The sequence below is a fragment of the Arthrobacter sp. Dra40 genome, assembly GCF_059091905.1.
Window position 1 is genome coordinate 96,238 of record NZ_JBNHHB010000004.1, and the last position, 24,267, is coordinate 120,504.

General features: G+C 59.9%; 23 protein-coding genes and 1 pseudogene. 15 read left to right on the forward strand and 9 right to left on the reverse strand.

Annotation, left to right across the window (positions count from 1 at the left end; all coding sequences use genetic code 11):
- Nucleotides 1–168 precede the first annotated feature (168 nt).
- The 6 genes from AC5RWT_RS03590 to AC5RWT_RS03615 all read left to right on the forward strand — a co-directional run bounded on the left by AC5RWT_RS03590 (nt 169) and on the right by AC5RWT_RS03615 (nt 7,781).
- Nucleotides 169–2,040: a TnsB C-terminal domain-containing protein gene (locus AC5RWT_RS03590; RefSeq protein ID WP_494079167.1), complete on the forward strand. Its 1,872-nt coding sequence runs from the start codon at nt 169–171 to the stop codon at nt 2,038–2,040.
- On the forward strand, nt 2,037–3,125 hold the full coding sequence (locus tag AC5RWT_RS03595) for a TniB family NTP-binding protein (protein WP_494079168.1): 1,089 nt from the start codon (nt 2,037–2,039) through the stop codon (nt 3,123–3,125). Before AC5RWT_RS03590 ends, AC5RWT_RS03595 begins: the two co-directional genes overlap by 4 nt.
- Before the next feature lie 958 nt (nt 3,126–4,083).
- On the forward strand, nt 4,084–5,244 hold the full coding sequence (locus AC5RWT_RS03600) for a zinc-ribbon domain-containing protein (RefSeq protein WP_494079219.1): 1,161 nt from the start codon (nt 4,084–4,086) through the stop codon (nt 5,242–5,244).
- Between the two features lie 1,114 nt (nt 5,245–6,358).
- On the forward strand, nt 6,359–6,745 hold the full coding sequence (locus tag AC5RWT_RS03605; protein WP_494079169.1) for a hypothetical protein: 387 nt from the start codon (nt 6,359–6,361) through the stop codon (nt 6,743–6,745).
- 22 nt (nt 6,746–6,767) lie between these two features.
- Nucleotides 6,768–6,998: a hypothetical protein gene (locus AC5RWT_RS03610; protein ID WP_494079170.1), complete on the forward strand. Its 231-nt coding sequence runs from the start codon at nt 6,768–6,770 to the stop codon at nt 6,996–6,998.
- A gap of 168 nt (nt 6,999–7,166) precedes the next feature.
- A complete protein-coding gene (locus tag AC5RWT_RS03615; protein ID WP_494079171.1) occupies nt 7,167–7,781 on the forward strand; it encodes a hypothetical protein in 615 nt (204 codons plus the stop codon).
- A 218-nt stretch (nt 7,782–7,999) separates the two neighbouring features.
- Here the strand turns inward: AC5RWT_RS03615 and AC5RWT_RS03620 are convergent, their stop codons facing one another.
- From AC5RWT_RS03620 to AC5RWT_RS03660, 9 genes and pseudogenes are all read right to left on the reverse strand, one after another.
- Nucleotides 8,000–8,956, reverse strand: a complete 957-nt coding sequence (locus tag AC5RWT_RS03620) for a hypothetical protein (protein WP_494079172.1) — start codon at nt 8,954–8,956, stop codon at nt 8,000–8,002.
- Between the two features lie 131 nt (nt 8,957–9,087).
- Nucleotides 9,088–9,579 (reverse strand): helix-turn-helix domain-containing protein, encoded by a 492-nt coding sequence (locus AC5RWT_RS03625; protein ID WP_494079173.1) that lies wholly within the window; start codon nt 9,577–9,579, stop codon nt 9,088–9,090.
- A 244-nt stretch (nt 9,580–9,823) separates the two neighbouring features.
- Nucleotides 9,824–10,144, reverse strand: a complete 321-nt coding sequence (locus AC5RWT_RS03630) for a hypothetical protein (protein WP_494079174.1) — start codon at nt 10,142–10,144, stop codon at nt 9,824–9,826.
- Nucleotides 10,145–10,674: 530 nt separating this feature from the next.
- On the reverse strand, nt 10,675–11,394 hold the full coding sequence (locus AC5RWT_RS03635) for a DUF2510 domain-containing protein (protein WP_494079175.1): 720 nt from the start codon (nt 11,392–11,394) through the stop codon (nt 10,675–10,677).
- 142 nt (nt 11,395–11,536) lie between these two features.
- Complete coding sequence (locus tag AC5RWT_RS03640; protein WP_494079176.1) at nt 11,537–11,866, reverse strand: hypothetical protein; 330 nt, start codon at nt 11,864–11,866, stop codon at nt 11,537–11,539.
- A 451-nt stretch (nt 11,867–12,317) separates the two neighbouring features.
- On the reverse strand, nt 12,318–12,878 hold the full coding sequence (locus tag AC5RWT_RS03645; RefSeq protein ID WP_494079221.1) for a hypothetical protein: 561 nt from the start codon (nt 12,876–12,878) through the stop codon (nt 12,318–12,320).
- 54 nt (nt 12,879–12,932) lie between these two features.
- Nucleotides 12,933–13,028, reverse strand: a pseudogene (locus tag AC5RWT_RS03650) (DUF2510 domain-containing protein); the annotation flags it as partial.
- 390 nt (nt 13,029–13,418) lie between these two features.
- Nucleotides 13,419–14,021 carry a hypothetical protein gene (locus AC5RWT_RS03655; RefSeq protein WP_494079177.1) on the reverse strand — a complete coding sequence of 201 codons (603 nt, stop codon included), beginning with the start codon at nt 14,019–14,021 and terminating at the stop codon, nt 13,419–13,421.
- Between the two features lie 251 nt (nt 14,022–14,272).
- Nucleotides 14,273–15,475 (reverse strand): PucR family transcriptional regulator, encoded by a 1,203-nt coding sequence (locus tag AC5RWT_RS03660; RefSeq protein ID WP_494079178.1) that lies wholly within the window; start codon nt 15,473–15,475, stop codon nt 14,273–14,275.
- Nucleotides 15,476–15,586: 111 nt separating this feature from the next.
- On the opposite strand from AC5RWT_RS03660, the gene AC5RWT_RS03665 reads away from it, so the two are divergent.
- The 9 genes from AC5RWT_RS03665 (at nt 15,587) to AC5RWT_RS03705 (ending at nt 24,144) form a co-directional block, all read left to right on the forward strand.
- On the forward strand, nt 15,587–16,363 hold the full coding sequence (locus AC5RWT_RS03665; protein WP_494079179.1) for an amino acid ABC transporter ATP-binding protein: 777 nt from the start codon (nt 15,587–15,589) through the stop codon (nt 16,361–16,363).
- A complete protein-coding gene (locus tag AC5RWT_RS03670) occupies nt 16,360–17,001 on the forward strand; it encodes an amino acid ABC transporter permease (RefSeq protein ID WP_494079180.1) in 642 nt (213 codons plus the stop codon). Before AC5RWT_RS03665 ends, AC5RWT_RS03670 begins: the two co-directional genes overlap by 4 nt.
- Nucleotides 17,001–17,681, forward strand: a complete 681-nt coding sequence (locus AC5RWT_RS03675) for an amino acid ABC transporter permease (RefSeq protein ID WP_494079181.1) — start codon at nt 17,001–17,003, stop codon at nt 17,679–17,681. The genes AC5RWT_RS03670 and AC5RWT_RS03675 overlap by 1 nt, the downstream gene beginning before the upstream one ends.
- Nucleotides 17,682–17,714: 33 nt before the next feature.
- On the forward strand, nt 17,715–18,554 hold the full coding sequence (locus AC5RWT_RS03680; protein ID WP_494079182.1) for a substrate-binding periplasmic protein: 840 nt from the start codon (nt 17,715–17,717) through the stop codon (nt 18,552–18,554).
- Between the two features lie 24 nt (nt 18,555–18,578).
- Nucleotides 18,579–19,382, forward strand: a complete 804-nt coding sequence (locus AC5RWT_RS03685; protein ID WP_494079183.1) for a hypothetical protein — start codon at nt 18,579–18,581, stop codon at nt 19,380–19,382.
- A gap of 34 nt (nt 19,383–19,416) precedes the next feature.
- On the forward strand, nt 19,417–20,661 hold the full coding sequence (locus AC5RWT_RS03690) for an NAD(P)/FAD-dependent oxidoreductase (protein ID WP_494079184.1): 1,245 nt from the start codon (nt 19,417–19,419) through the stop codon (nt 20,659–20,661).
- 2 nt (nt 20,662–20,663) lie between these two features.
- Nucleotides 20,664–21,029, forward strand: coding sequence for a RidA family protein (locus AC5RWT_RS03695; protein ID WP_494079185.1), 366 nt, complete (start codon nt 20,664–20,666; stop codon nt 21,027–21,029).
- Nucleotides 21,030–21,919: 890 nt separating this feature from the next.
- Nucleotides 21,920–23,623: an AIPR family protein gene (locus tag AC5RWT_RS03700; protein ID WP_494079186.1), complete on the forward strand. Its 1,704-nt coding sequence runs from the start codon at nt 21,920–21,922 to the stop codon at nt 23,621–23,623.
- Nucleotides 23,624–23,694: 71 nt separating this feature from the next.
- Nucleotides 23,695–24,144: a hypothetical protein gene (locus tag AC5RWT_RS03705; RefSeq protein ID WP_494079187.1), complete on the forward strand. Its 450-nt coding sequence runs from the start codon at nt 23,695–23,697 to the stop codon at nt 24,142–24,144.
- Nucleotides 24,145–24,267 lie beyond the last annotated feature (123 nt).

A 24,267-nucleotide genomic window follows, 5' to 3' on the forward strand; every position in this document is an offset into this window, starting at 1 on the left:
GTCGACACAGGCGAACGCATCACCACGTCAGTTTCCCGGGTCATCGAGGAAAATCCTGCAGAGGACCGCCTCAGCAGCCACACCGCCCGGCTGAATGCAATCGAAACCCTGGCTGCGATGAACCCCTCCGGGAAAAATTACGCTCCCTACCGGCGCCAGAAGGAGGCATTGGACGAGGTCAAGGGAAAGCTCGGGGATGTCCACGAGGTCGCCTATGGCACCTCTATCGGCGCTTCGGCTCCCGCGCCCGGATACGGTGAAGGGTCATCCCTCTGGTCGCGCGCCGGCCTGAAGGCTGCAGAGCTTAAGGCCTTGGCCGAACAACTGCGAGATAGAGAGCCGAAGCTGGCCAACAGGCTGGCAAGGGGACAGTCAACCTTATTCCGGGATGCCAGCAAGTACCTTCAGGAGGGTCCGGCTGCACTAATTGACGGCCGGCGCACCCGTCACCATCACGTTTTGGATGGCGTTGCATCCGAGGTGCTGAAGGTATGCAAGTCGGTCATCCAAGATCTGGCACCACGTTCAAGGGTGACTAAGAAGCAAAGGGTCGCATTGGTGCTGAAACGAATTGACGGAAAGTATCCGGAGCATGAGTTCGAGTTGCCGTCCCAGAAACGCCTCAGGGCAATTCTGGCCGAACTGTCCAGTGGACAGTACCCCGAGGGTGATTCGCTGAACCGCCGAACGGCAGCCAATGCGCCTAAGCGCGTCTTCCGGAGCCAGCCTGCCATCTTGCCTGGGAAAGGCCAAGTGGACTCAACCAGGCTGGATGTTCTGCTCATCATGCCGGATGGTAAGCCAGGCCGGCCGGAAGGAGCCTTCATGCTCGACCAGGCGACGCACAGCGTCGTGGCGTTCTCACTGGCCCAACACATCCGCGGAGCGGACCTGGCGTTCATGATTGGTCAGGCGATGACACCGCGGCCCCGTCCGGACATCCCGGCCGAGCCGAAGAACCGCTGGGAGGTCAAAAATCGGGAGCTGCCGTGGACCGAGATGTTCGACGCAGCCGAGCGCGAGCGGTTGGACCTCATGGTTCCGCTAATGCGTCTTCGCAGCATTACAACCGACAACGGACCTGAATACACCTCTCGGGTCGCAGACGCTGCCTGCCAGCAGCTCGGAATCACTCTCGTACGGGCGGCCGTGCGCACAGCGACCGATAAGGCTGCCATCGAGCGCCTGTTCGGCACCCTCAAGACCAGGTTCTTAGCCAAGCTGCCCGGATTCACCGGGGGTTCGCAGTCCAGCCGCGGCGAGCACCCGGAGAGGGAAAAGCTCTTGACAATGGCTGAGTTTGCGTGGCTGCTGGACCGGTGGCTGGTGCATATCTGGCAGAACACACCGACCGAAGCACTTCGGGATCCGTTGGTCGGCGCGCTGCAGCCGCTTAGTCCGAACGCCGCCTACAACGCCCTGTTCCCTTACGTCGGTTATGTTCCGGTGCCGCTGTCCAGAAACGACTACATCTCCCTGCTCCCCGTGATTTTCAGAACTATCCAGAACGACGGAATCCAGTACGACTATAGGATGTATGACTCCCCGGAACTGAACGCCCTGCGCCGCCGCACGTCGGGTACCGCTTTGCCCGGGGCGAGGTGGGAGGTCCATTACATGCCCACGGACCCCAGCCTGGTCTGGGTTTACGACCCAGACAAGGGGAACTACATCGAGTGCCATTGGAAGGAGGACCGCCTGGACAAACCGTTCTCCGGACAGATCCGAAGTCTGGCCCGGCGAATTGTCGAGGACGGGCTGGTCGACCCCTCGTACTGCTCCGATGAGGCGAGCATGAGCTTTATCGAAAAAGCCCTGGCCCAGCTTCGCAAGGAACGGAGGAAAGCGGCGGCCATGAAGTTGGAACTGGAAATTCAGCAGACGCAGCAGGGACACCGGCCCAACTCGACATCCATCAACAATGTTACAGACGCCGAGATGGCGTCGCCGTACCCTTCCGATGATCCCGAGGAAGCCCGGGAGGATCCCGGTGACGATGACATCGAAGGCTTTGAGACAGTCAATGGTGTGGTCCCATGAGCCAGTATCCACTCCGCCAGCACACCGGGCGCGACTTGAAGCTCCACAAGGGGTTCATCGAACACCTTCTCGAACTCGGCACACCAATGAAAAAGATGTCACTGACCGATTACAAAGCCAAGAGCCCCGCCGACCGCCTTGCCTACAACGAACTGCGGGTCAGGACGATCACCAGGGGCATCATGGTCCGCAACGACTCTTTTTTGAACCTCCAGAAGGTAATGGCCGGGGTGATGCGGGAACACCAGTTTCGTGAGGGCGGCGGTCATGGCGTTCTGGTCTCGGCGGACTCCTACCTGGGCAAGACGACCGCTGCGCGGATCCTCATACTGGACATCTTGCAGCAGGGGCTCCGGCAGGACCCGGAGTGCCTGTACCGCGGCGAGGTTCCCGTCTGTTACGTCAATCTCCCTTCCACAGGGACGCCCCTTGGGCTGTATCGGATTCTTGCCCACTACTACGGTCTTCCTATTGGCCCCCGCGAGACCGAGGCCACCTTGGAAGGCATGGTGCAGCAGGCAGTTAACGAGTGCCGCACGCAACTGCTTGTAATTGACGATGTCCACAATTTGAAATACGGAGGCGCACATTCAAGCAAAGTAAGCGCCGCTATCCGCCGGCTCGGGGATGACATCAACTGTCCCATCCTTCTGACTGGTGTCGCCCTGGAAAGTACGAATCTGCTGCAAGGCCAGGAGGGAGCCCAAATCTTCGAACGGTACAGGGCGGCCGAGATGGGCTCCTATACGAGTATCGAAAGCATCAATGACAGGCGGCGGTGGACTTGCTTGGTGAAAGCACTCATTGACTCGATGCCTCTGTTTGGCGACAACAGCGGTGGCCTGAAAACATTGGCAAACGACCTGCACCGACTATCGGACGGTCACATCGGCCACCTGAACTCGCTCATTAGTCAACTATCACTGGACCTTATCGACGCCAATGACCCGGACAACGAGGTGGTCCAAACCCGTATCGCCGAGGCAAAGGCCAATGAGCTGCAACAGGAAATGCTGATCAAGTCCGCGATAGCCGGCGAAGCGCATACGGCCCAGTGGCTCCGGAATAAGTCCAGTGTTGCCTGAATTCGATGGACGGCTCCCAAGGACGCTGGCACCCGTCCCGGTGCCCTATGAAATCGTGTCCAGCTACGCACTTCGCCTCGACGAAGCCACCGGTGCGCCGGCGGGTCACCTGTGGCGGCTGGCGATTACCCGCTACCGAGAGCTAAGAGGGGCGCACTCCCTTATCAGGGTTCCCGATGACAGTGCTGAACTGGCAGCATTGGATTTGTGTCGTGAGGCAGTCGGGGAATGGGCAGACGGCTTGCAGCTCGTGGGAACCGCGCCGGAAACAGTCTGGCACTCCTGCCGGGAATGTACGTGTGGTGCTGCCGCCGTCGTTCATCCACGCTTCGCCACCCTGGTGTGTAGAAAGCATTCACGCTGGACCGGTCCCGTGCGGATGAGCGGTTCGCGCCGCGTGGGCCGCCTCCCGGAACCGGCCGCTGACCACTGCCGCCGGGTCAGTGGTGCGGTCGTTCAAGCTGCTGAGCGCATCCACGCCAACCCTGCTGACCGGTCAATCGTGTGGGAGGCCTGCCGCCGTGCGGCGTCTACTCACCGGCGGAGGTGGACCGGTGTCCCGGCGCCGGCGGACCTGCCTCTGGCTGGGGCCATACTTGACACGGTCACTGACCCTGCCACCGTGGCTTCCGTCTGCGACCCGCTCCTGTCATACAGGGCCGCATACGCGATGATGAGGGAACGGACGGCAGATTACGAAAATACCTTTGGAACTGCTGTGGCGGAGCAGGCCTGGCTGATGCTCCGTTGGACGGCTGCCGCAGCCCGCTATCGCTGGCAGGGGGAGTGGAACACCGAGTATCCTGCTCCGCTCATCGAACCCGTGGCGCCCGAGGAAAACCTCATTGGTCCGCTGGAACCGTTCAACCGCTATCTGGACTGCGTGCGGGCGGCCACGCGTGCCGACCCGGACTGGTGGAACGACCGGTTCAGCCGCCCGGGATCAGCCAGCATGCGCATGTGTCCCGCTGGCCACATAGAAAAACGGCACCGGGGTAATGCGAAGCGGCCAGACAAGAACGGCTACACGTGCTCGCTGTGCTCAGGACAACGAGTTTTAGCCGGGTACAACTCACTGGCTGACATCTTGCCCCGGCTGGCAGGCGAATGGGACGGTAGGGCAGCAACTGACCACACCCCGTGGACTGTGAGTGCCGGAAGCAACCGTATGGGTTACTGGATATGCACGCAAGGCCACCCGTATCGGGCGGCATTTCGCAGTCGCGCCTTACTCGGAACCGGCTGCCCGTATTGTGCATCCAAGCGGATCTTGGTCGGATTCAACGACTTCGGCACAACTCACTCGGAACTGGCAAAGATGTGGGACCCGGAATCCGAGAACATAAGGACGCCGGCACAAGTCACAGCAAAATGTTCCAAAATTTCGCTCACATGGCGATGCACCCAAGGCCACCAGTTCGTCCGAAGTCCAGAGGGCATGGCCAAGAGCGGCGGACGCTGCCAGGCCTGCGAAGGACGCATCGTCGTGGTCCCTGGGAACAACGACCTCGCCACGGTCCGCCCGGATGTCGCCGCGCAATGGCATCCGAACCTCAATGGAGACCTGACGCCGGTGGATGTGAAGCCGAACTCGGAATCGGTGGTGTGGTGGCGCTGCCCCGCGGGGCACGAGTTCCCACAATCCGTCGCCACCCGTTGCCGGTATCGGAAGTTGACCTGCCGGGTCGAAACCGGGCGGTATTTCGTACAGGGTGTCAACGACGTAGCAACGAAAGAACCCAAACTGGCCCGCGACTGGGACAACGAACTGAATGGAATAGGTCCGGACGAGGTCGTACCGGGCAGCCGGAAACGGTGGTGGACCTGCTTTGCCGGGCACGCGCAGTACGACAGCGTGGTTAATCGCCGTCGGGCTGGCGGCTGTACGGAGTGCGCGCCGGAAGACAGGGTGGCTGACGCAATCCGAAAATACACCCGTGGCCGCCAAGGCTGGGATAAGCGGGGCCGGCAGGTGAACACAGACCAACTCTCTACTAGCCGGGGCGGGTCACCCGGGCCAGGCTGTCAGACGTCGACAGGGTGCGTGACGGCGACACACGGGTCCCAATTACCTGCCCCGAAGCTAAACCACCAACCGATCGGAACAGGCCGTGGGTGAGCTAACAGCCGAGCAGCGGGTGCTGATTCTTCGAGCTGCCCGACGAATCGCTTTCGACCGGGTATGGGTAGTTTCTGACCCTTATCTGGGGCCCTTTGATGCGCCGGCAGATTTGTACCTAGTTGTGCAAGCGGGCTCTGGTCGCACCATATCTGTGCACACACTGCCCTGGTTTCGTGAGGCGGTGGAGCGGATCGTGCCTGGGGCGCGGGTGAGCGTGGACGGGATCGAAGACCTGGACGGGGTGGACGACCCGGCGGACCGACAAGTGCTGTTGACCATGGTAGAGCTGAAGGATCGGCTAACCGATCGTGACGAGGGTACCTGGCGGATTCGGACTGCTTCGGGGTCCGTATACATTATCGACCTGACGCCAGGTCATCGAACTCTGACCCGCCTGCCGGCAGGGGAGAGGCGGCGCAGAGAAGATGCTCAACTCCCGGTGGCTGACCTTCGTAGGGACAGCCAGACGCTCAGACTCCTGTCGATTCACCAACTGCAGCTTTTTCGGCGAGGATACATTTGGGTTGATATACGCGAGGACGGCGTGCTAACTCTCCGCGAGACTACTCCGGTCGTGTCCCTCGAGAGGGTCAACTAGTTATGAAACCTTCTCAAGACATCAGCGCAGTCGCCAGAATGTTGGTCGGGCACCTGACCGCGGCGCTAGTGGCATCTATGGCCGGTACTACGGATCGGGACGCGCCGCTGCGTTGGGCAGACGGTTCTGCCTCACCGAATAGTGCTGAGACTGCCAGATTGAGGACAGCCTCAGGTGCCTGGGAAGTAGTCTGTTCGCGGGGCAATGGAGGGGCCCAGAGGTTTTTCATGTCGCCAAATCCGATGCTCGGTGGCCGTAGCCCGATTCACGCGATCAGGGAAGACGACTCAGATGCGGTCTTCGCCGCCGCCCACGCCTGGGCAGACGATGCCTACACCGGATGAACGAAGAGAGCGGCTGGGCAGTTGCCCTTAGTGGAGCAGACTTAAAGCACTGCGGCAGGGCCGGCGCGATACAAGGACGGGGGAGGACGCCTAACGCCTAACGTTAGGTGGACCCCGCCCCCAAGCGTCGTGCACGACAGACTTTCAGGGCGACCTTGGAGGGCGCGGAATGATGGAGGAACGCAACCGCCTGGCCGAAATCATCGGCCCATGCTACGACGCAGCAGGCTTGGCCTCTTGGCTTGGCCTCACGCCGGAGGCCCAGTCCCGGGAACGGTGCTCGCACCGGCTGCTGGGCCTGCTGACTGAGGAGAACCAGTGGCTCTATCCCGTCTGGCAGTTCCGAAAGGACGGAGGACCGATCTCCGGCCTGTCTGAAGTTCTTGGAGTCCTCTCCGCCGGTACGGGTGACAGTTGGACCTGGGCCTTCTGGCTCCTGGGGCGCGTACCCGGCCAGCTCGACGGCAAGAATGCGGTTGAATGGCTGGCACGAGGCGGGGACCTGGACCAAGTGATGCTTTTGGCGCGGCGGGACGCAGCCGTTTGGGCCTCATAACCGCGGAGGCGTGGAGCTGGCAATGGGACAGATGAGTGTCGCGATGAAGCCGGTCACCGGCAAGGTAGCCGGTGACGGCAAGACGGTCCCCGAGATAGATGATTCGGCTGCAATGGGCTCTAACTGCGGGCGTTTCATTCTCGAACGACGCAGTCACTTAATTGCCCGACACCTGCTCCCGCTCCTGCACACCACCCTCCTCACTCGCCGTATCTTCGTGAAGTATTGGCTTGCAAGTACTTCACACCTCTAGCAGCTTCAGGAAGACCGTTCAGGATCCCGAAGGCGCGTCGGAACGCAGGCTGTTTTCTCGAATGTTCCACCTTCCCTCAGGGCACGACCGGACACTGCCCAGTCAAGCGGCCACCGGGCCATATGATGAGTGGAGTCACTCACACCGCAGCAGTCTTTTGAGGGAATATTGAAGAAAACAGCCCTAGCCGCCCTGGCCGCAACCGCACTTCTGGTCACGGGATGCTCCCCACAGCCATCAGCCGCCCCTACGTTGAATGTCGAACCGGCGGCACCCGCAGAAACGCCAACACCGCCAGGGCCGGCAGTGAACGAGCGCGGTCAGATCATCAAGAAGATCGGTGAGACAGCCGGTTGGACCTCAGAAGACGGCAAGACACAGGAACTCCTTTTCAAGGTCACCTCCATCAAGCGCATCGACTGCGGAGATCAGGCACCCAAGCCGAACGGGATGACGATCGCAGTCGCGTTGGAAGTAAAGACCTCCGCTGATTTTGTCGGCCCGCTCACCGTGGACGGACAGCCGGGCTTCATTGGTTTCACCCCGAATAACTGGAAAGGCTACGCCGCCAACGGGACCCGGATGAACAAAGTCGACACCGACGTAACCATCAACTGTTTCGCCCATGAGGCGAAGGAACTGCCGGACTACATAGGCAAAGGCGAAAAGGCCTCCGGAATCATCATCCTCGATGTGACAACACCCAAGGGGGAAGTGGCATTCGAATCCAACGGCGTCTCCTGGATTTGGCAGTATCCCGGCAAAAAACCCGCGACCGTTTGAAACCAGTGCTCCGTCCCACTCACAAAGTGCAAAATAGCCGCGAGGCAACTGACTTCGACCGGGCCGTCGCAAGCGCACTCGCTGCTGGCCCAACTCGACGAGTTGGGGGAAGCCGCGATCGGCTCTTATGCACTTTCGCTGCCCACTGCGGATGGACTCGGAGCCCTGCTCCAGGAGGTAGCCGGCGCGACGGACGCCTTCGCCGAGAAGGTCCGCGCTCACCTGTCCGAACAAAGCAGACGTAGTCGCGAAGTAATTTGCCGCCGCAGAGGTTTTGGCCAAAGAAATGTACCCTTCGTGTCCGCATCATCGGAAGTGTAGGCGCCCTGCAACCATGTTGGCTGTACGAAGTAGATCGGTCTTCCATCACCAGATACTGCCGAATGCGTTCCGCGCCCGTTCGGCGACGTATTCGGGTTTGTCGAGGTGATCGACGCCGCGCTGGCGGAAAAGTAGGTGGACTGGGCCGTCAGCCACAGCAGGGCGTCGCGTTCGGACCATCCGTTGTCCCGGGCGGCCTCAAAGAGCAGCCGGATCGTTTCCTCGGCCTCGGGCACGTGTGCCGGCGGTGGCTCTGGGGCAGGCATGGTGGCGACTTTGTGTTCGGACCACCGTTCGCGGTCCCGGTCCTCCTGGATTTGGGTCAGTGCCGAGAGCAGCTCATCGTCCTCGATGTTGTACACGTCCCGGTCCTGAAAGCCGAGGTAGTAGGGGAGGTTGGCCACGAACTGGAAGAACCGCTGATCGCTGCCGCGGGCCCGCCACGCCTCGCCCAGGCGGAAGATGATGTGACCGATCCGGCGCCAGTCCCGGGGCGGAAGCCCCGCAAACGGCTCCAAGGACCTTTCGAGCTTGGCTTCCCGCAAGTCCCAGGGCTTGGGCGGTATGAGGGGCGCCATTGATTCGTCAAGTCGCTCGGGGTCACCATCGCGGCCGATTGGCCGGCCGGGCGTCAAACGGTCGTGCCAAACAAGGATCGCTTCAGCTAACTGGTCAGAGTTCCCCCTGGCAGCGGCGTCACGGGCCCGGAGCAGGATTTCCCCGCTGGCCTCGCTGCGGGCGCTGCTGCCCATCCACACCAGCCAGGGCAGCACCTGTTCCAAGACCCCGAGCGGATCCGTGGTGGACTGGAGAGCGTTGAGCAGTTCGCCCGCCAGCTGTCGTGGAGCCATCATTCCTCCAGTGTTTTCCGGGGCGATCCTAGGTGCTCTTTTGCAGAAGTCTGCGAGCTTCCCATCGTCCTAGGGCGCCCGTGTATCGGCACCGATCCCGCGCGAAGTGCCGGAAAGATGCGGTGTCAGCGCCATCAGAAGGCGGTACCCAGCCCGGAGGCGAGCTTCACCACCGGTTCGGGGGAGCCGCCTGAGAGCAGCCATTCCGTCGCCGTTAAGGTCCTGCTTTCCGAGGCCAGTTCAGGCTGCGGCGTCTTGAAAAAGCCGGCCACGGTTTGCGGGTGCAGGTCCCGGGGCATCGCCTGCAGCACCTGGTCCAGATGCGGCAGGGGGTGGCCGTTGACGAACTGCCAGGCCGGGAACAGGGCCCTGCCGTTGACCATGTAAGAGTTCAGCTTCCGATCCGCCCGATAGTGGCGGACCGTGGATGCCGAAAGCCCCAGCATCTGGGCCACCGCGGCAGTGGTCATCGACGTGGAGTCCATCAATACCGTGGCCGTAGCGTTCGAGGCCGAAGCCTGTGCGATGTCTTTCGCTGTGGCCGTGAAACCAGAATGCTTCTCCCAGATTTCCTGCTCGAAAGCGGCTAGGCTCACGGTGCCGGACGGGCGTACGTGCTCTTCCAAGGCTCCGACGAGGTCGGACTCCGTAAAGGCCGGGCGTCGCTGTTTAATCCAAGCGCCGACAGTCCTAGGACGGATGTGCGCCTTCCCGCTTGGGCGATCTATGAAGGGCATTCGCACCTCCTGGTAGATTCCCCCACAGTCTAGGCCACTCGGCAGTGTATCCGTTGGTCCCTTGTTCTAGGCTAGCGACAGAGCCAACCGAGCGATAGGTCTCCTAGTCCGCGCACATTGGCGGCAAATTCCGCTATTCATCCGACACGTGGGTCAGATGCCAGCCATCCCAGCCTGGGTGCTTCCGTACCTCCAGGGTGCGTAGCGGCGATGTCGACGTGGCACGTACTTGGAGCCGCCAAAACTCAATGTCGATGATGCTTCCCCGACCGCGCCGGGCCGACAGGGTTGACTCCCACCAGTTCCATCGGCTGAACCAGTGCAACGGCTCCGCCGCTACCGGCCACAGCCGGCCGCGCCAGCGTACCGCCAGTGGCACTCCCTGCGGGGTGAACCGGAGCTCGACCGGATCATTGAGCGTCCGCGGGTCTGTCTGTTCCTGTACCGACGTCATCGTTTCTTGCTGTCCTGTCTCCCAAAGCCGTCTTTCTCACCTGATCGTTTCGTCGCCGCACAGCGGACGCCCACACCCACGTCACCCTCCGATTCCCGGCATCCGTCCACGAGACCTGCACCGCTCTCGATGTCCACCCAAACGCCTCGCCGGCGACCAGCTCGGCCGAACCGGGGAAGCGTATCCACGCCCACACCGGCACCCCAGGCACACCCGGGTTTTCTTGCAGTGCTCGAGATCCAGCTCCTACGGGGTCAGCGACACCGGCTCAGCCCGTCGGGTGTAACGGGCCGCCAGCTTCGCCAGCACGTCCCGATCCATGTATCAAAGGTAGAACATATGTTCGAATTTAGCGAAGCGCTGGTGTTGACGCGCTATCGGCGGGGCTCAGAATCTAGGCGGTCTCTGCTCCAAATGCCTCGCCATCCTCCGGATCGAAGGGGTGCCGCTTTCCCGTAATGACGGGAGCCTCGCGCTTCCTTCGTCCTATGGGTGAGCGGGTTCATCCGCGAGCCGTGGGCGTCTTGCCGTCAGTCGCCCACGCAATGCAGTTCGGTGATTTCAAACTGCTCGCCAGTGTCGGAGTAGTCTTTCAACTCGAACACGGTACCTTCTTCATTCCGAATCATCGGCGTGATGTGGTTGTCCTGGCCGACCACGATGCCATCAGCAAGAAACCTGGCTGAGATGTAGGCGCCCCGGGGACAACCGTCAGGCCGCAGCGACATCACTCCCAAAACTGCGCAACCGGTGTAGCTGCAAGTCGCTTCCTCATCGATGAAGTAGTACACATCGTTGTCCTCGACGGACTGCCATCCGGCATCGTTCATTGCGCGCCGGACTGCTTCGTCCTCCTCGGCCGTGGCCTTCAACCCCGCTTTCAGGGTTTCCCTTGCGGCATTGATTTTGGCAGCGTTCAGCTTGGCCTGCCACGCCGCTTCCTCAGCCTGTTCGGCCGCGCGAGCTTGGACACTTTGGCGAACGTTTTGCACGCCGGCTATAGCTGCGACGGCCATTAGGACGACCGCCAGGGAAAGGGAACCCCAGACCAAAAGTTTCTTGCGGCCGCTCCAAGGGCGACGAGGCTTGTTTGGTGGGATCGGTGCTTGAAACTGGTCGACTGCTGGGCGTGTGTGCGCCGTCCACTGATTGCCGTCCCACCAACGCAAGATGCTCGGATTATCCGACTGCGGATACCACCCGGCCTGCAATGACATACTTCCCCCAACTATGCTCGAACGGTTATCCATACGGATCCTATGTCGCCGGAGAACCATTCACTTCATCTCGAACCTCGTTAACAGGAAATGTGTGATGGAGTGCGCGCAGAGGGGAGGGGCGATTTGAGCGGTTGGATGTTTCCCCTGCTCCTGGGGAGCATGAAGTAGGGCGTCACCAGCGAATTGGCAATTCAGGAACGGAGTGCTTCTTGAACGCTTTGTTGGCGCGGTCGATCAAGTTTGAGCGCCGGTAGGGGAATTTGATGTCAGCTTTCGCACCATCGTTAGTGCTGGTTTCCCGTAGGGTTTGCCTGTTCGCAACTACGAAGTCATAAAGCTTGTCGAGCCCTGTCGTGAACTCGTTGCAGAACGTCACATACTGAATCTCGTCAATCCTCCAATGGGGCACAAGTGACTCCACGAGATTTCGGCGGTTGTCGTAGAGGCGTCCAGTCCCCATGAAACCCTTTGTTGCGGAGAGGGCCTCGATGAGTTCATCCACGTCCCGCTCCAAATGGATGGAGTCCGTGAAGGCAGGTTGATCGAGCGCCCGGCGCAAGGCATCGGCATGGACTTTGGCCGCCGCCGGTTGTGCCTCGGAGGTGATCTTGGGAAAAGTACTCCTGGGCGGCGTCAGCGGTACGGTTCAACAGTTCGTTGAGGTCATCCCAAAACCAGATGTCTACGTCAAAACCGTATTGACTCCTCGGGATCCCAGCCACAGAGGACTGCAAGCCCGCGTCCCGCACAATACTGGTGACTATGACGTATTGTGCCAGGCTCGGACTGAATCCTTCGGCTTTTGCTCACTCTGCTTTTACTTCCGCCAAAGTCAATGACTGCACATGCTTGCACTGATAGCCGACGTGCAGGTCGCCATTCGGCACCCATACCCTAGCCAAAACATCGACACCGTTCTCTGCCCTTTGGACAGTGCGATCCACCCCCGCAGGTCAGGCCGAGGCGCAGCTCAGTTCATAGACGTGGTATTCATCCGCGGTTCCGGTGCCGGTGCTGTCCCGAACGTGGAAGGTGGTCGTCTCACCGTCATCCGCAGGCGGGGTGACGTGGAAGTCTTCCCCGACCACAACTCCCTTGTCGTCCCTAAAACGGATCTTGGTTACGACACCGCCGCTGCAGCCGCCGACATCCGTGGTCGTCACAACCAGCCTGAAGCACATTTTGCCGTCACACTCGGAGGAGTAGCGGTCAGCCACCTTGTAGTAGACGCCTCCGCTGCCCGGGCCCTTCCAGCCGCGCTGTTCCATGAGCTTCCGGAGGTCTGCTTCAGCCCGGAGGCGGTCGGCGTAGCTGCTGGTTGTCGGCGTATCGGCGTCCGTCATGTCCTGAAGCCGCTGCTCGGCCATGCTCGCCAGCCACTCACGGTTCTTCGCGGCAGCCTGGTCGTCTTCCATCCGCTGAGCCGCGAACATGCCCAGTACGGCCGTGAGGCATCCGAGGATCAGGAGGGCGGCCAGCCCGAGGCTGCCGAAGGTGATCAGCTTCCGGCGCACTGACCATTTCCGGCGCGGCGGCCGCGGTGCGGACCCCGGTCCCGGCACTGGCTCACGGGGGCGGGTATGCTCGGTCCACTGATTCCCGTCCCACCAGCGCAGAAGCTGCGGCTGGTCCTGCTGCGGGTACCATCCCGGTGGCATTGACATTACTTCCCCAACTTTCGATTACCTCTTGGTCCTCAAGAATCCTACGCAGGGGAGGGCACAGGGCGGTCCATGCCAACTCCTCTCCGGCGTGGCGTCAGCTGGCCGAAAGCTCTTCCTGCAACCTGCCAGCATAATGACTTCTTCGGCTCTCTGGGCGATGATCACAACCGGATCTAAGTGATCGTAGGCCGAGGGGGGTCGAGCCTCGTGACAGCGAAATCAAGGGGAGAAGGTACATGTCATCCTGTACGTGTCCTCGAAGCGGTGGAACGATCCCGGCATCGTGCCAGTGGCGAGCGAAGCGGGGGAGGGATGGGCAATCGCTGGGAGAGGAAGCCTGTTTCTGACTTCCCATGACTAGAAGGTTCCTGGCAAGACTGTGATTGAGGCTCAGATGCCAGCTAGCACGGGGCGTGCTTGCTTGAAAAACGCTTCCGGGTCGTAATCCTCTGCGTGCAGCATCATCCAGTCCTCATTTCCCGCAAGGGTCTGCAGGCCGAGCAGTCCAAAGTAGCCGCGAAGTTTATCCACGTCCTCGTTGATGAAATCCTGTCCAGGCTCGTCTCCATCGTAGTCTGGATACGGTCTGACGATTACGTCTATACGGCGCGCGGAGCTGAACTGTTCAATAGCCGCCGCCGCCATGAACGCCCCCAACAGGCGGCCGCGCTCCTCTAGGACGACCTCGACGGTCCGGATCACCAGCAGATGGCTGCTCTCCAGTCGCCGGTGAGCGTAGCCGATCACACTGGCCTGCCGCTCGTGGCCATAGCCCTCTGGCTGGCATTCAATAGGATCATCCCGAACATCGATGAACGAGCCCCGGAGCGTACCGGCAGCCCACTCGTGATAAGCGTCGTTGCTGATTCGCCGTGCTTGGACAGTGAATTCTCGGGTCGCAGAGGAGAACGGATCCTCGTGTGGGTCGATGCCTATGTCGAAGGAGATGAAGCTTTCGTCCTTGCGGTCGAAGGGGCCGGAGAAATTAGTCACGAGCACATCATGCCAGAGCGTATGCCGAGTCATTGGAGCAGGGGCGACGAGGCGACTTCTCGGCGTGGCAAGGCGGGAACGGCAGTACACGCCTTTTCGAACGTGTCATTGAAGGCAAGACCATGGCGTCCACGGATTGCTGCGGGCGTCGCGCACGGCTGGTTGACGTGTTTCCGAGCAACTGGTGGTGAGGCCCGGAAGGCGTGTTTGGCCGCTCGTCCGGTTGTTTTGGTAGACGCCGCAGCGCAAATCTAGTAAGCGAACTGCTCGTCGCTTGCACCGGCACGCTGATGGGCACGCCAGACGCGAAGGGCTATGTGGGCCGAGGTCTGATCCCAGCCGGAGGTCAATATTTCGTCGCCGGTTATGTCTCGTATGCGTCCGAGGCGGTAGTAAAGGGTGGCACGTTGAATGTGCAAGGCCCCGCAGGTTTCTAAGGCGTTCCCGCCGCAGTCGAGGTAAGCCAAGAGCGTTTCCCAGAGCGTCGATTTCCCGTTGTGGACGAGCGCGTGCACGGACGGGCTGAGGGAACGAACCAGTTCAGGGGTCCAAGGCTTGCCTTTGATGAGCGTCCAAGCCCCGAGCTTCTCCCATTCACGTACAGTCCCTTCGGAATCCCATCGAGCCACAGAGGCTGTGAATGCCGCTCGTTCATATGCTTCCCGGTAATCCTCCGCGGCCTGCAGTGTGGTTCTGCCGCTGGCACCCAGAAGAAGCTTTTTTCTCCGGCAGGAGAGTTGAACAGCCCGGAGGAGGGCGTCATGGTCGGTATTGCCGGAGGGCGCCCTGGTTATTAGTGCCAGTCGATCCTCTGCTGGTGCTCCTATGAAACTGCCTGGGCGTGTGGTCATGAGCAGGTCTGCCAGGAGTTCGATGACGTCCGCAGTCGTCAACGCCTTCTTGGGAGAATCATCGCTGGACAGCACCAAGCTCCACACGGTTACTGGGCCCAGGGATAGTAGCGAGCCGGAACGGCTTGCCTCGGATAATGCCTGCCTTTGCCCCTCATTCAGGATTGCTTCGGTCAACCTGATGCTCGTCCGCAGGATCGAGTCTGCGTGTTCTATGTTGCGGGCGAGGGTCTCTCGCATTTTGCTGGTGTAGGAATTGGTGAGGGCCAATTCGTCTGCGCTCAGAGGCGGATCGTTGATGATCCAAAGAAAGCCAAGCAGACGGGTATCCGTTCTGAGGGGAAAACACCAGCGCGGGAGCGTCTTTAGCTCAGGGTGCGGTGGAACCTCGATCGGGTCGACGGCATGACGTAGTTCCAGCGCATCCACGTAATCAACGACATCAGGGCGCGTGCGACGGTTGAGGATCGCGTCTGAGCGCTCGGGATCGATGCGCCCCACCTGGGCACTAGCTGCGATGACTTCGACGTGCTCGTTGTCGACGGCGATGGATCTGCCCAACTTGTCGCACAGGTCGTCCACCAGTCCTTGCAAATCGAACATTGGACAATTGTCTAATAAACGCTATGCAAGTGTCTAGCGAATTTCCTGGGGCCACCTCACTACTGTGAAGAGGGTCACCCAGATGCATACTGCACAATCCCGGAGGTTCTCATGTTGACGAAGGCGCCAACCGCTTACGCTGCGGAGATTGTGGGGCTGCGTAAGTCGTATGGCTCGCTGGAGGTCCTCAAGGGAGTTGATTTCAATGTCCGAGAGGGCGAGGTTGTGGCTATTATCGGGCCGAGCGGTTCCGGTAAGAGCACTTTCATCAGGTGTCTAAATCTGCTGGAAACCCCGTCGGCAGGAACCTTGCGCGTTGGCGGGCTGGAGGCTTGGAGTGAGCGGCACCAGCCGGGACGTCAGGAGCTTCAAAAGCTTCGTCGCAATGTGGGGATGGTCTTCCAGTCCTTCAACCTATTCCCCACGCTCACGGCACTTGAGAACGTTTCACTCGCCCAGGTCCATGCCTTGGGACGGGGGAGAAAGGAAGCGAATAGCAGATCGCTCGAACTCCTTACTAAAGTGGGCCTCGCCGACCGGGCGGGTCACAAGCCGGGGCAGTTATCGGGAGGCCAGCAGCAACGTGTTGCGATCGCGCGGGCCATGGCGCTTGATCCAAAGGTGCTGCTTTTTGACGAGCCCACATCGGCAATCGACCCAGAGCTTCGGGTCGAAGTTCTGAAGGTCATGCGTGACGTTGCCGCAGCCGGTGTCACCATGTTGGTAGTTACTCACGAGATGCAATTCGCGGAGCACGTTGCCGACCGAGTGGTTTTTTTCGCGGACGGAAACATCGTGGAGCAGGGGACGCCGTCGCAGATTTTCAGTTCCCCCCAGCACTCGCGCACCAAGCAGTTCCTGTCGGCTGTTTTCGAGGAGGGGCTGTGACAATCGAGATCCTGCTCCGTGCGCTTGGAATCACCCTGCTGGTGACGTCCTTGTCGTTCGTCATTGCTGCTGCCCTTGGGGTGCTGGTCGTGGGTGCGCGCAGATCGGGCAATCCGTTTGTTCGATGTCTTGCCATCGCTTGGATTACAGTCATACGCGGCGTGCCGCCCTTGGTCTGGATGTTCGTTGTCTTCTTCGGCATCACGATCCAGGGTGCGCGGTTCACACCGATTAGCGCCGCGGTGGTTACCTTCGGTGCGGTGGGATCGGCCTATATTGGGGAGGCTTACCGGGCGGGACTCGAGTCCGTCCCGAAAGCGCAGCGTGAGGCGTTGGACGCGCTGGGTATATCCCGCTGGGCGGCCCTGCGCCTCGTGATCCTCCCTCAGGCGTACCCGGTAATGATCAGCGCTTGTGCCGCTTACGGGATCCACCTGCTAAAAGACACCGCTCTGGCTTCGCTCATCGGCGTCCAAGATATGACCTACCTGACGAATGATGTCGTTCAGCGCGGCACCGACGGGTTCCTTGCGTTCTTTCTGCTCGGACTGGCGTACCTTGCTCTGAGCGCACCTGTCGGTGTCTTGGCGAGAACGATCGAAAGCCGGGCCCAGCGCAACAGGATGGCGGTGGCCTGATGCTGGATGACATTCAAGCCCTCTTGCCTGGCCTCCAATTGAGCGTCCAACTGATGCTCGCTTCCCTAGCTATCGGGCTTCCGCTCGGGCTCGCCGGCGGACTGGCACTGTTTGAGAGTAGCCGGCTGCTCCGACTAACGGTCAGCATCCTTGCAGAAATTGGCCGCGGGTTTCCTGCCTTGGTGACCCTCTACTTGTTCTACTTCGGTTTGCCGTCTCTCGGGGTCGTTTTGGATGCCTTCCCGGCCTTGGTGGCGGCGTTTGGATATACGACTGCCGCATACACTGCTGACCTCTTCCGCAGTGCCCTTGCCAGTGTCCCCAAGGCTCAGCATGAAGCCGCAGCCGCACTGTCCCTTAGCCGGTGGAAAGCCTTCGTGCTCATCATCTGCCCGCAAGCAGTGCGCATCGTGCTACCACCCGTAATTGGCTTCTCCATCATCGTCTTCCAAGGCACGGCGCTGGCCTACAGCATCGGATTGAGGGAGCTCGTAAGCCGGGCATACGACCAAGGGACACTGCGCTTCGACACGCTGCACTTCATGATCATCGCCGCCGTCATGTACCTGCTGGTGGCGCTGGCAATTTCCGGCGTGGCCCGACTCGTTCAACGCCGAATCGAGGGAACAGTGAAAGCCAAACCTGTTCATCATTCTCCATCCCTGACCCCGATCGCCTGAGCGGTCAAGAACAACACATTCAAAGGAACGCACATGTCAAAGAAGACCCTAGCCCTTGTCGCCCTCTGCGCTTCCACCGCAGCCCTGCTCGTTGGCTGCACCGAAGCCGCCCCGAACGCCGGGGCCCAAAACTGCACGCCGGAGTGGGAGTTCGAGACTGTACAGGATGGAAAACTGGTGATCGCGGCAGTTGGGACGTTACCCTATGTCGACATCAAGCCAGGCTCCACCGAGGCCGGCGGCATCGACGGAACCTTTTACACCGAATTCGCGGAGCGTGCCTGCCTATCGCCCGAGTTCAGCAATCTTGGGGGCCCGGCCGCTGTCGCTTCCATGACCGAAGGCCAAGCAGATGTGGCAGCAGGTGGATGGTACGCAACACCGGAGCGCAGCGAGTCCATTGGCCAAACCACCCCCGTCTGGTTCAACTACAACGGCATCGTCTCCTCCAAGGGTCTTGACTCTATCGCTGATCTGAAAGGCAAATCAGTCGGTGTTGTGGGCGGGTCGGTGTATGTAGAGCCGCTTGAAAAGGCCATCGGAAGCGACAACATACGCCAGTACCAGAGTGCGGATGCCATCCTCCAAGACTTGAAGGCCGGCCGCATCGAGGCGGGCGTTGGTACAGCCGTCGAGATGGGGCATCAAGTCGAAGCCCGCGGTGAGACCGAGCTACAGGTCGTTGCCCTCGAAGAGGACCCCGCCTACCCAGAGTTGACACAGGGCGGGGACGTTAACTTCCCGCACTCGAAGGACAATCCGGCCCTAGGCGAAGCCCTCGAAGCATACATCGCCGACATCCAGGCCGATGGGACGGTCCAGAACGTCCTCGCCGAATATGGGGCGGACGACCCCAAATACACCCAGAAGTAAACGCGGGCAGGCAGACCCATGCACATGGCCACGCTCATCGACCGCTCAATGTTCGAGGTTAGGGTGGCCAACGATCCGGCCACCAGAGAAGACGTCCTGCCTAACTGGGAGCGAAGCGACCGCCTCGGAGTCATTGTCAGAGAACCCTTTGGAGCCTTGGGAGCTAGCTTACTCATCCAGTTAGCCGTCACAGCCTTTTACGACGTCGCACCCGCCCGCAGAGAAACATCTCCCCAATACCCGGAGATATACCTCTTCCATGTGGGCGGACAGCACGGGGACCACCGGCCGTTCGACTTCTGGCCGCCACGCAAAGAGGTCTTCCTGCCCAACCACCCGCTTGCGCTCCTCGAAGCCATCAATGACAGGGCCATCACCTTTCTGATTGTCCCTTCCGGCAGGCGAACGCAGCCCGAAGGGAGCCTCTTCGGAAGCTCCGGAGCACCCTGGTCCGAAATTAACAGCTTCTGTGAGCGCACTAAGGCTGCGTACCTCTATACGCCTGAAGGGCGCGTCGAAGACGGAGACCTGAGGATCTATGGCCGTAGCGAGCTTTTGGAACAAAACGGCGAAAGGGCGGCTAACCCGGAACGAAGCCTCGAATGGTTCCAGGGACTGCGCCAAGACGAACTGCACACGGCGCTGCCGGGACCCGGGACGCTCGATCAGACTCGGTTCTGGGCCCGAACACTGGTGGACCGCTTCCATGAAGTCGATCCAGAAACCCGGAGCGCCGCCAATCAGCGTCGTCTCATGCGACTCGTCGAAGGCCTACCCGAGGAGACCTATCTCTCGCTGACTCCTCTCGAAGCGCTTGAGCACTTGTAGGCGCCATGACCCGAAAAGAAAGAGAACACATAACATGACAACCGCAATCATCGGCGCCGGCGTCGTCGGCCTCAATACAGCTTGGAGCCTTAGCAAGCGCGGCGAGGACGTCGTAGTGGTCGAAGGTGGACAGGTTGGCCAATCAGCTTCCGGTGTCAACGCAGGGTGGATCACTCCTTCGCTGTCCACGCCACTAGCCGCCCCGGGAATTATCAAGACCGGCATCCAGAACATGTTCGACAAGGACGGCGCACTGGTGATCCGTCCTCGTCCCGATACAGCATGGATCAAATGGTTATGGAACTTCAGCAGGGCAGCACGACCAGCCACCTATGAGCGGGGGGTAAAAGCACTGCTGCACCTCAACGAGCACACTCTCGACCTGTTTGACGAACTGCACGACGACGGTGTGGAGTTCGAAATGCGGAGTGCAGGGATCCTCGCATTGGCTCTCGAAAAGGGGGGGCTCGGATGGTTCCGGCAGCTTTTCGATCAGCTCACCCCCATGGGCTTCAAAGGCAAAATCGAATACCTTACCCCCGAACAGGCCCGCGAACTGGACCCGGCCGTCGGCCCCAATATCCAGGAAGCAGCCCACACCCTGATCGACCGGTTCGTCGATCCTGACGGCCTCCTCGATGGCCTCCTTAGACGCGTGACTGAACTAGGTGTAAAGGTCCTCCAGGAACGTCCAGTCCAAGCAATAACCGCCACGGGGTCAGGCTGGGTCCTCCAGACTGCGCAAGGACCAATTGAGGCCGACAAGGTGGTTGTCGCCTTAGGCGCAGCGACAAACAAGCTTCTTAGGAGCGTCGGAGTGCAACTGCCGATCATAGGAGCCAAAGGCTACTCAGTGGAATTGAAAGGCGCAGGTCAACCACCGCGCCACGCACTTTATCTCATGGAAGCCAAGCTCGGCCTGTCCCCTCTGAACCGGGGCGTTCGGATCGGAGGGTTCTTCGAGCTTCCTGGCGAGGAGACCGGCGTGCAGCAGCGACGCATTGAGCAACTCATATCCCAAACCCGTCCCTATATGGGTGGATGGACCCCCGACTCCGTAAACGTCACAACTGGCAGGGGAGGGCTTCGACCTTCGACACCCGACAGCCTTCCGTTCATTGGCCCGATCCCCGGCGCAGACGGGCTATACGTTGCAGCCGGTCACGGCATGCTGGGAGTAACTCTTGCGCCGGCTACAGCCGCAGCGATAACGACCATGATCCTAGATCGTGCTGTTCCCGAGCACATCCTGCCGTTTCAGCTTGCCGGGAGGGTCTAGTCATGACGGACAGCCCAGTCAGCGCCCCACCCGCTGCCGCATACCGTTGGGGCGGAAACACGCTGTATCTTTCCGGCCAAGTAGGTGTCGATGCTGACTGGAAGCCAGTCAACGGCACCTTCAAAGAGGAGGCCCGCCAAGTCTTCGCCAATGTCCAAACAGTATTGGAGGAAGCCGGATCAGCTTTTAACGAGGTCACATTTGTTCGCACGTACTTGGCTGACTTCGCCGATTTCGCGGAGTTCAACCAGATTTGGTCTGAGGTATTTCCTAGCGATCCTCCCGCCCGGGTCACGGTGCAGGCCGGCCTTCACCCGCCTTTCCGGATCGAGGCTGAAGTCGTCGTTTCCAGCACTCGCGGCAATTAGAACTGCGCAGAGGCGCCGCCGCAGCCCTGGCGCTCGGGTTTGCGCCGCTCGTCAAGTTGCGTCTACCGCCCGCACGGCTACAGCTGAACCACTGCCGAAGCAACCAAGGGCCGAACTGAAGCTCCTGCACCAGGACCTTCGCGCGTGACACCCAGAACGGAGCGCGAAAGTCCTGGTGCAGGTCGTCTTGCCCTGGCTTTGCTCTGAAGCAACAGAGAAAGCCAAGCCGAACAGTGCACAATTTTGTGAACGGGCCTCGAAGTCGCGGTGATGGCGGTTTGGGGCCGATGCTTTCCAAGCCTGCCACGTCTACCGTCACGCCTTTGCCCGGCGCATTTGCTAGGCGCCCTTGAGGATTAGGGGGAACTTCTCCGGACTGATCCTGACTCCAAGCCCATCGCTAAAACCACGAAAATCGGCGGGGCAAGTACACGCTTTTCTATACGTGTCCCTGGGGCGATCACCAAGATCTGCACGGCAATCTGTATTGGTCTCGAGCTCCGGATCAGCACAGTGGCCGATTCGGAACTAGCTAGGCAGCGGACACCACAAACTTTCAATTAGACGGGCTGCATTGACCCACTGCGCCGATGAGTGCCCTCCGGGATCCTGCTGATTCCTTGTTGGAAGAACTTCCAAATAGATCAATGTCCGTCGTCGTCGTGGTCGGTCCTGCGCATCTATCCGACCGTCCGTGTAGATTGACCGGCTAGTTACGACTTTTGCAATATACTTGCGACCTAGTCGTAACTAGCCGGCGCCATTATGATCGCTCCCTCGACTGCGCGTCGGCGTCCGCAATGATGTCGAAGCTTATTTCTTCTCAGACGCCCTTCGGGTGACTGAGGAGCTACAAATCAAATGAAACTAAGGGCCGGGAAGGCAAAGACATGGGGACGCTGCAGATTCAACAGGTGAAACGCAGGCTGGTAGACAGTATCGTGCCCCATCTCGACGTTTCCGATCTCGGCTCCCACGGTCCGCAACAAAAATCGACGATGTCGCTGACACGGGCGCTCACGGCCTTCGTCGTTCACAAGCGTTCCGACCTGTCTTTTCAGGAGGCGGCAGCGAGTGTGGTCGATGAACCAGGGGACAACGGCATAGATGGCTTGGGAATCCTGCCCGACGCAGATCGACTCATTGTCGTCCAGTCCAAGTGGTCGGAGAACAGCAGGGGCAGCGCCGAGCTCGCAGAAATGATCAAGTTCCGCGAAGGTATCAACGATCTTGTAGCCATGCGCTGGGACAAATTCGGCCCGAAGATCAACCGTCGCGCTGCAGAGTTGGAAACCCTTCTACTTCTCAATCCTGAAGTTAAGATCGAGATCGTCTTTGCCCATATGGGTTCTGGCGAACTGGCTGACGCCGTTGCCCGGACGATGACCGACTTCGTCGCCGATCAGAACGACTCGGTCGGCGACTCTTTCAGCTTTAGCTACCTCGATCAGACGCTCATCCATCAACTGTTGATCGATGAGCGCCAAGCTCACGACATTGATTTGACGGTCACTTTGTCCGACTGGGGCAGCTTGGATGGACCCCCGAAGGCAATCTATGGCCATGCCCAGGGGTCTGACGTGGCTGCGTGGTTGAACGATAGTGGAGAGCAACTTTTGGCCAAGAACGTCCGAGTCTTTCTCGGTGATTCTGAGGTTAACAAGGGAATTAAGGAAACGGCGCTAAAGACACCGGAAGAGTTCTGGTACCTAAATAACGGCATCACGGTGCTCTGCAAGTCCTTTGAAAAGCACCTCGCTGGCGGTACCGATCGGCGGGTGGGAACCTTCACGATCAAGGGAGCATCGGTTGTTAACGGTGCCCAAACTGTGGGTGCTCTCGCAGAACTGGGGAGCAAAACTGCGGCTCACGCTCTGGAGTTAGTGCGTGTAACTGTTCGATTCATCTCTTTGAACGATGCATCCGACAATTTCGGTACTCGGGTCACGCGAGCCACCAATACCCAGAACCGGATTGGTGGTCGCGATTTCGTCGGTTTGGATCCCGAACAGGAACGGCTGCGCAACGAGTTTGCTGTCGAACGTCTGGAGTATGCCGTTCGGAGCGGAGAGTCGGACCCGAATCCTACGGACGGTTGCACATTTGACGAAGCCGTGGTGGCTCTAGCCTGCTCTGCGTCAGATGTGGACCTGGCAACACAGGCAAAACGTGAAATTTCTCGGTTGTACGCTGACACGTATAGGGCCCCTTACAAGGCCCTTTTCAATGCCGAGACCACTTCAACTTCGATCTGGCGCCGTGTCCAGGTTCTCCGCCACGTGGATGACTACCTCGCGAGCCCTCAGAGGGCTTGGACTGACAGTCGCGCCAAAGGATATGCAATCCACGGCAACCGAGTGATTGCCCATCTTGTTTTTTCTCGGCTAGAGCGCTCATCCTTGGACGACTCCTCAGCGACTTGGTCACCTGATGTTTCGATATTGGATGTGGTCACAGAAAATTGCTATCAGGCAATGGTTGCAGTGGCCGAAGCGGAATACGACGGTTATCTTGCCAGTCTCTTCAAGAACTCCACGAAGGTTCGGCGGATTAGGTCTCTGGCCATGGACAAGCTTGCGGCCATCAGGAACTAGCCCGAGGGACGCTTGACGATCGCTAGTTCTTTGACGGCATGAACCGCAACAATAACAGGAGAGCATCTCGAATGACCGCTGAAAACCCAATTTCCCTGCCGGCGCTCGACGACCTTATCGCTGTAAGTGAGAATGATCAGAATGGCGCCCGCGAAGTGCACTACCTGGGATACAAGGAGATGCTGCACCGAGAGTACGGGACCTTCCACCCTTCCACGCTCGACGGCATGGCCAGCATCGATAAGGGGAAAATTGGACCTGCAATTGCTCAATACAAACTCGGAGCGATCGGGGCAGATGCCCTGAAGAGGAGAATCGCATCTGAAATGGCACGGCTTACAGGTGCCCAACAGGCCTTGACGGAATTGGGAGCTCAAACGTCGCTGTCTGAAGGTCAAGTTGCTGATTTTCTTTCAACGGCACGCTGTGCTCAGCAAGAGTTGCTGGAGTTGGTTCACGAGGCCCTTGACAAAGGTGGTTACACGACCTTGTCATTTAGCATCGAGCAGGGCTGGCACTGAACCTGAGGTGTGCCCTGTCAGGTCTTGACTCGGTGGGAAAAACATAACGGATCTTGGCTGCGTTCGCAGTTACGCTGGGTAGGATCGGGACCAGTGGCAATGCATCAAATGTCTTTGGGGGAA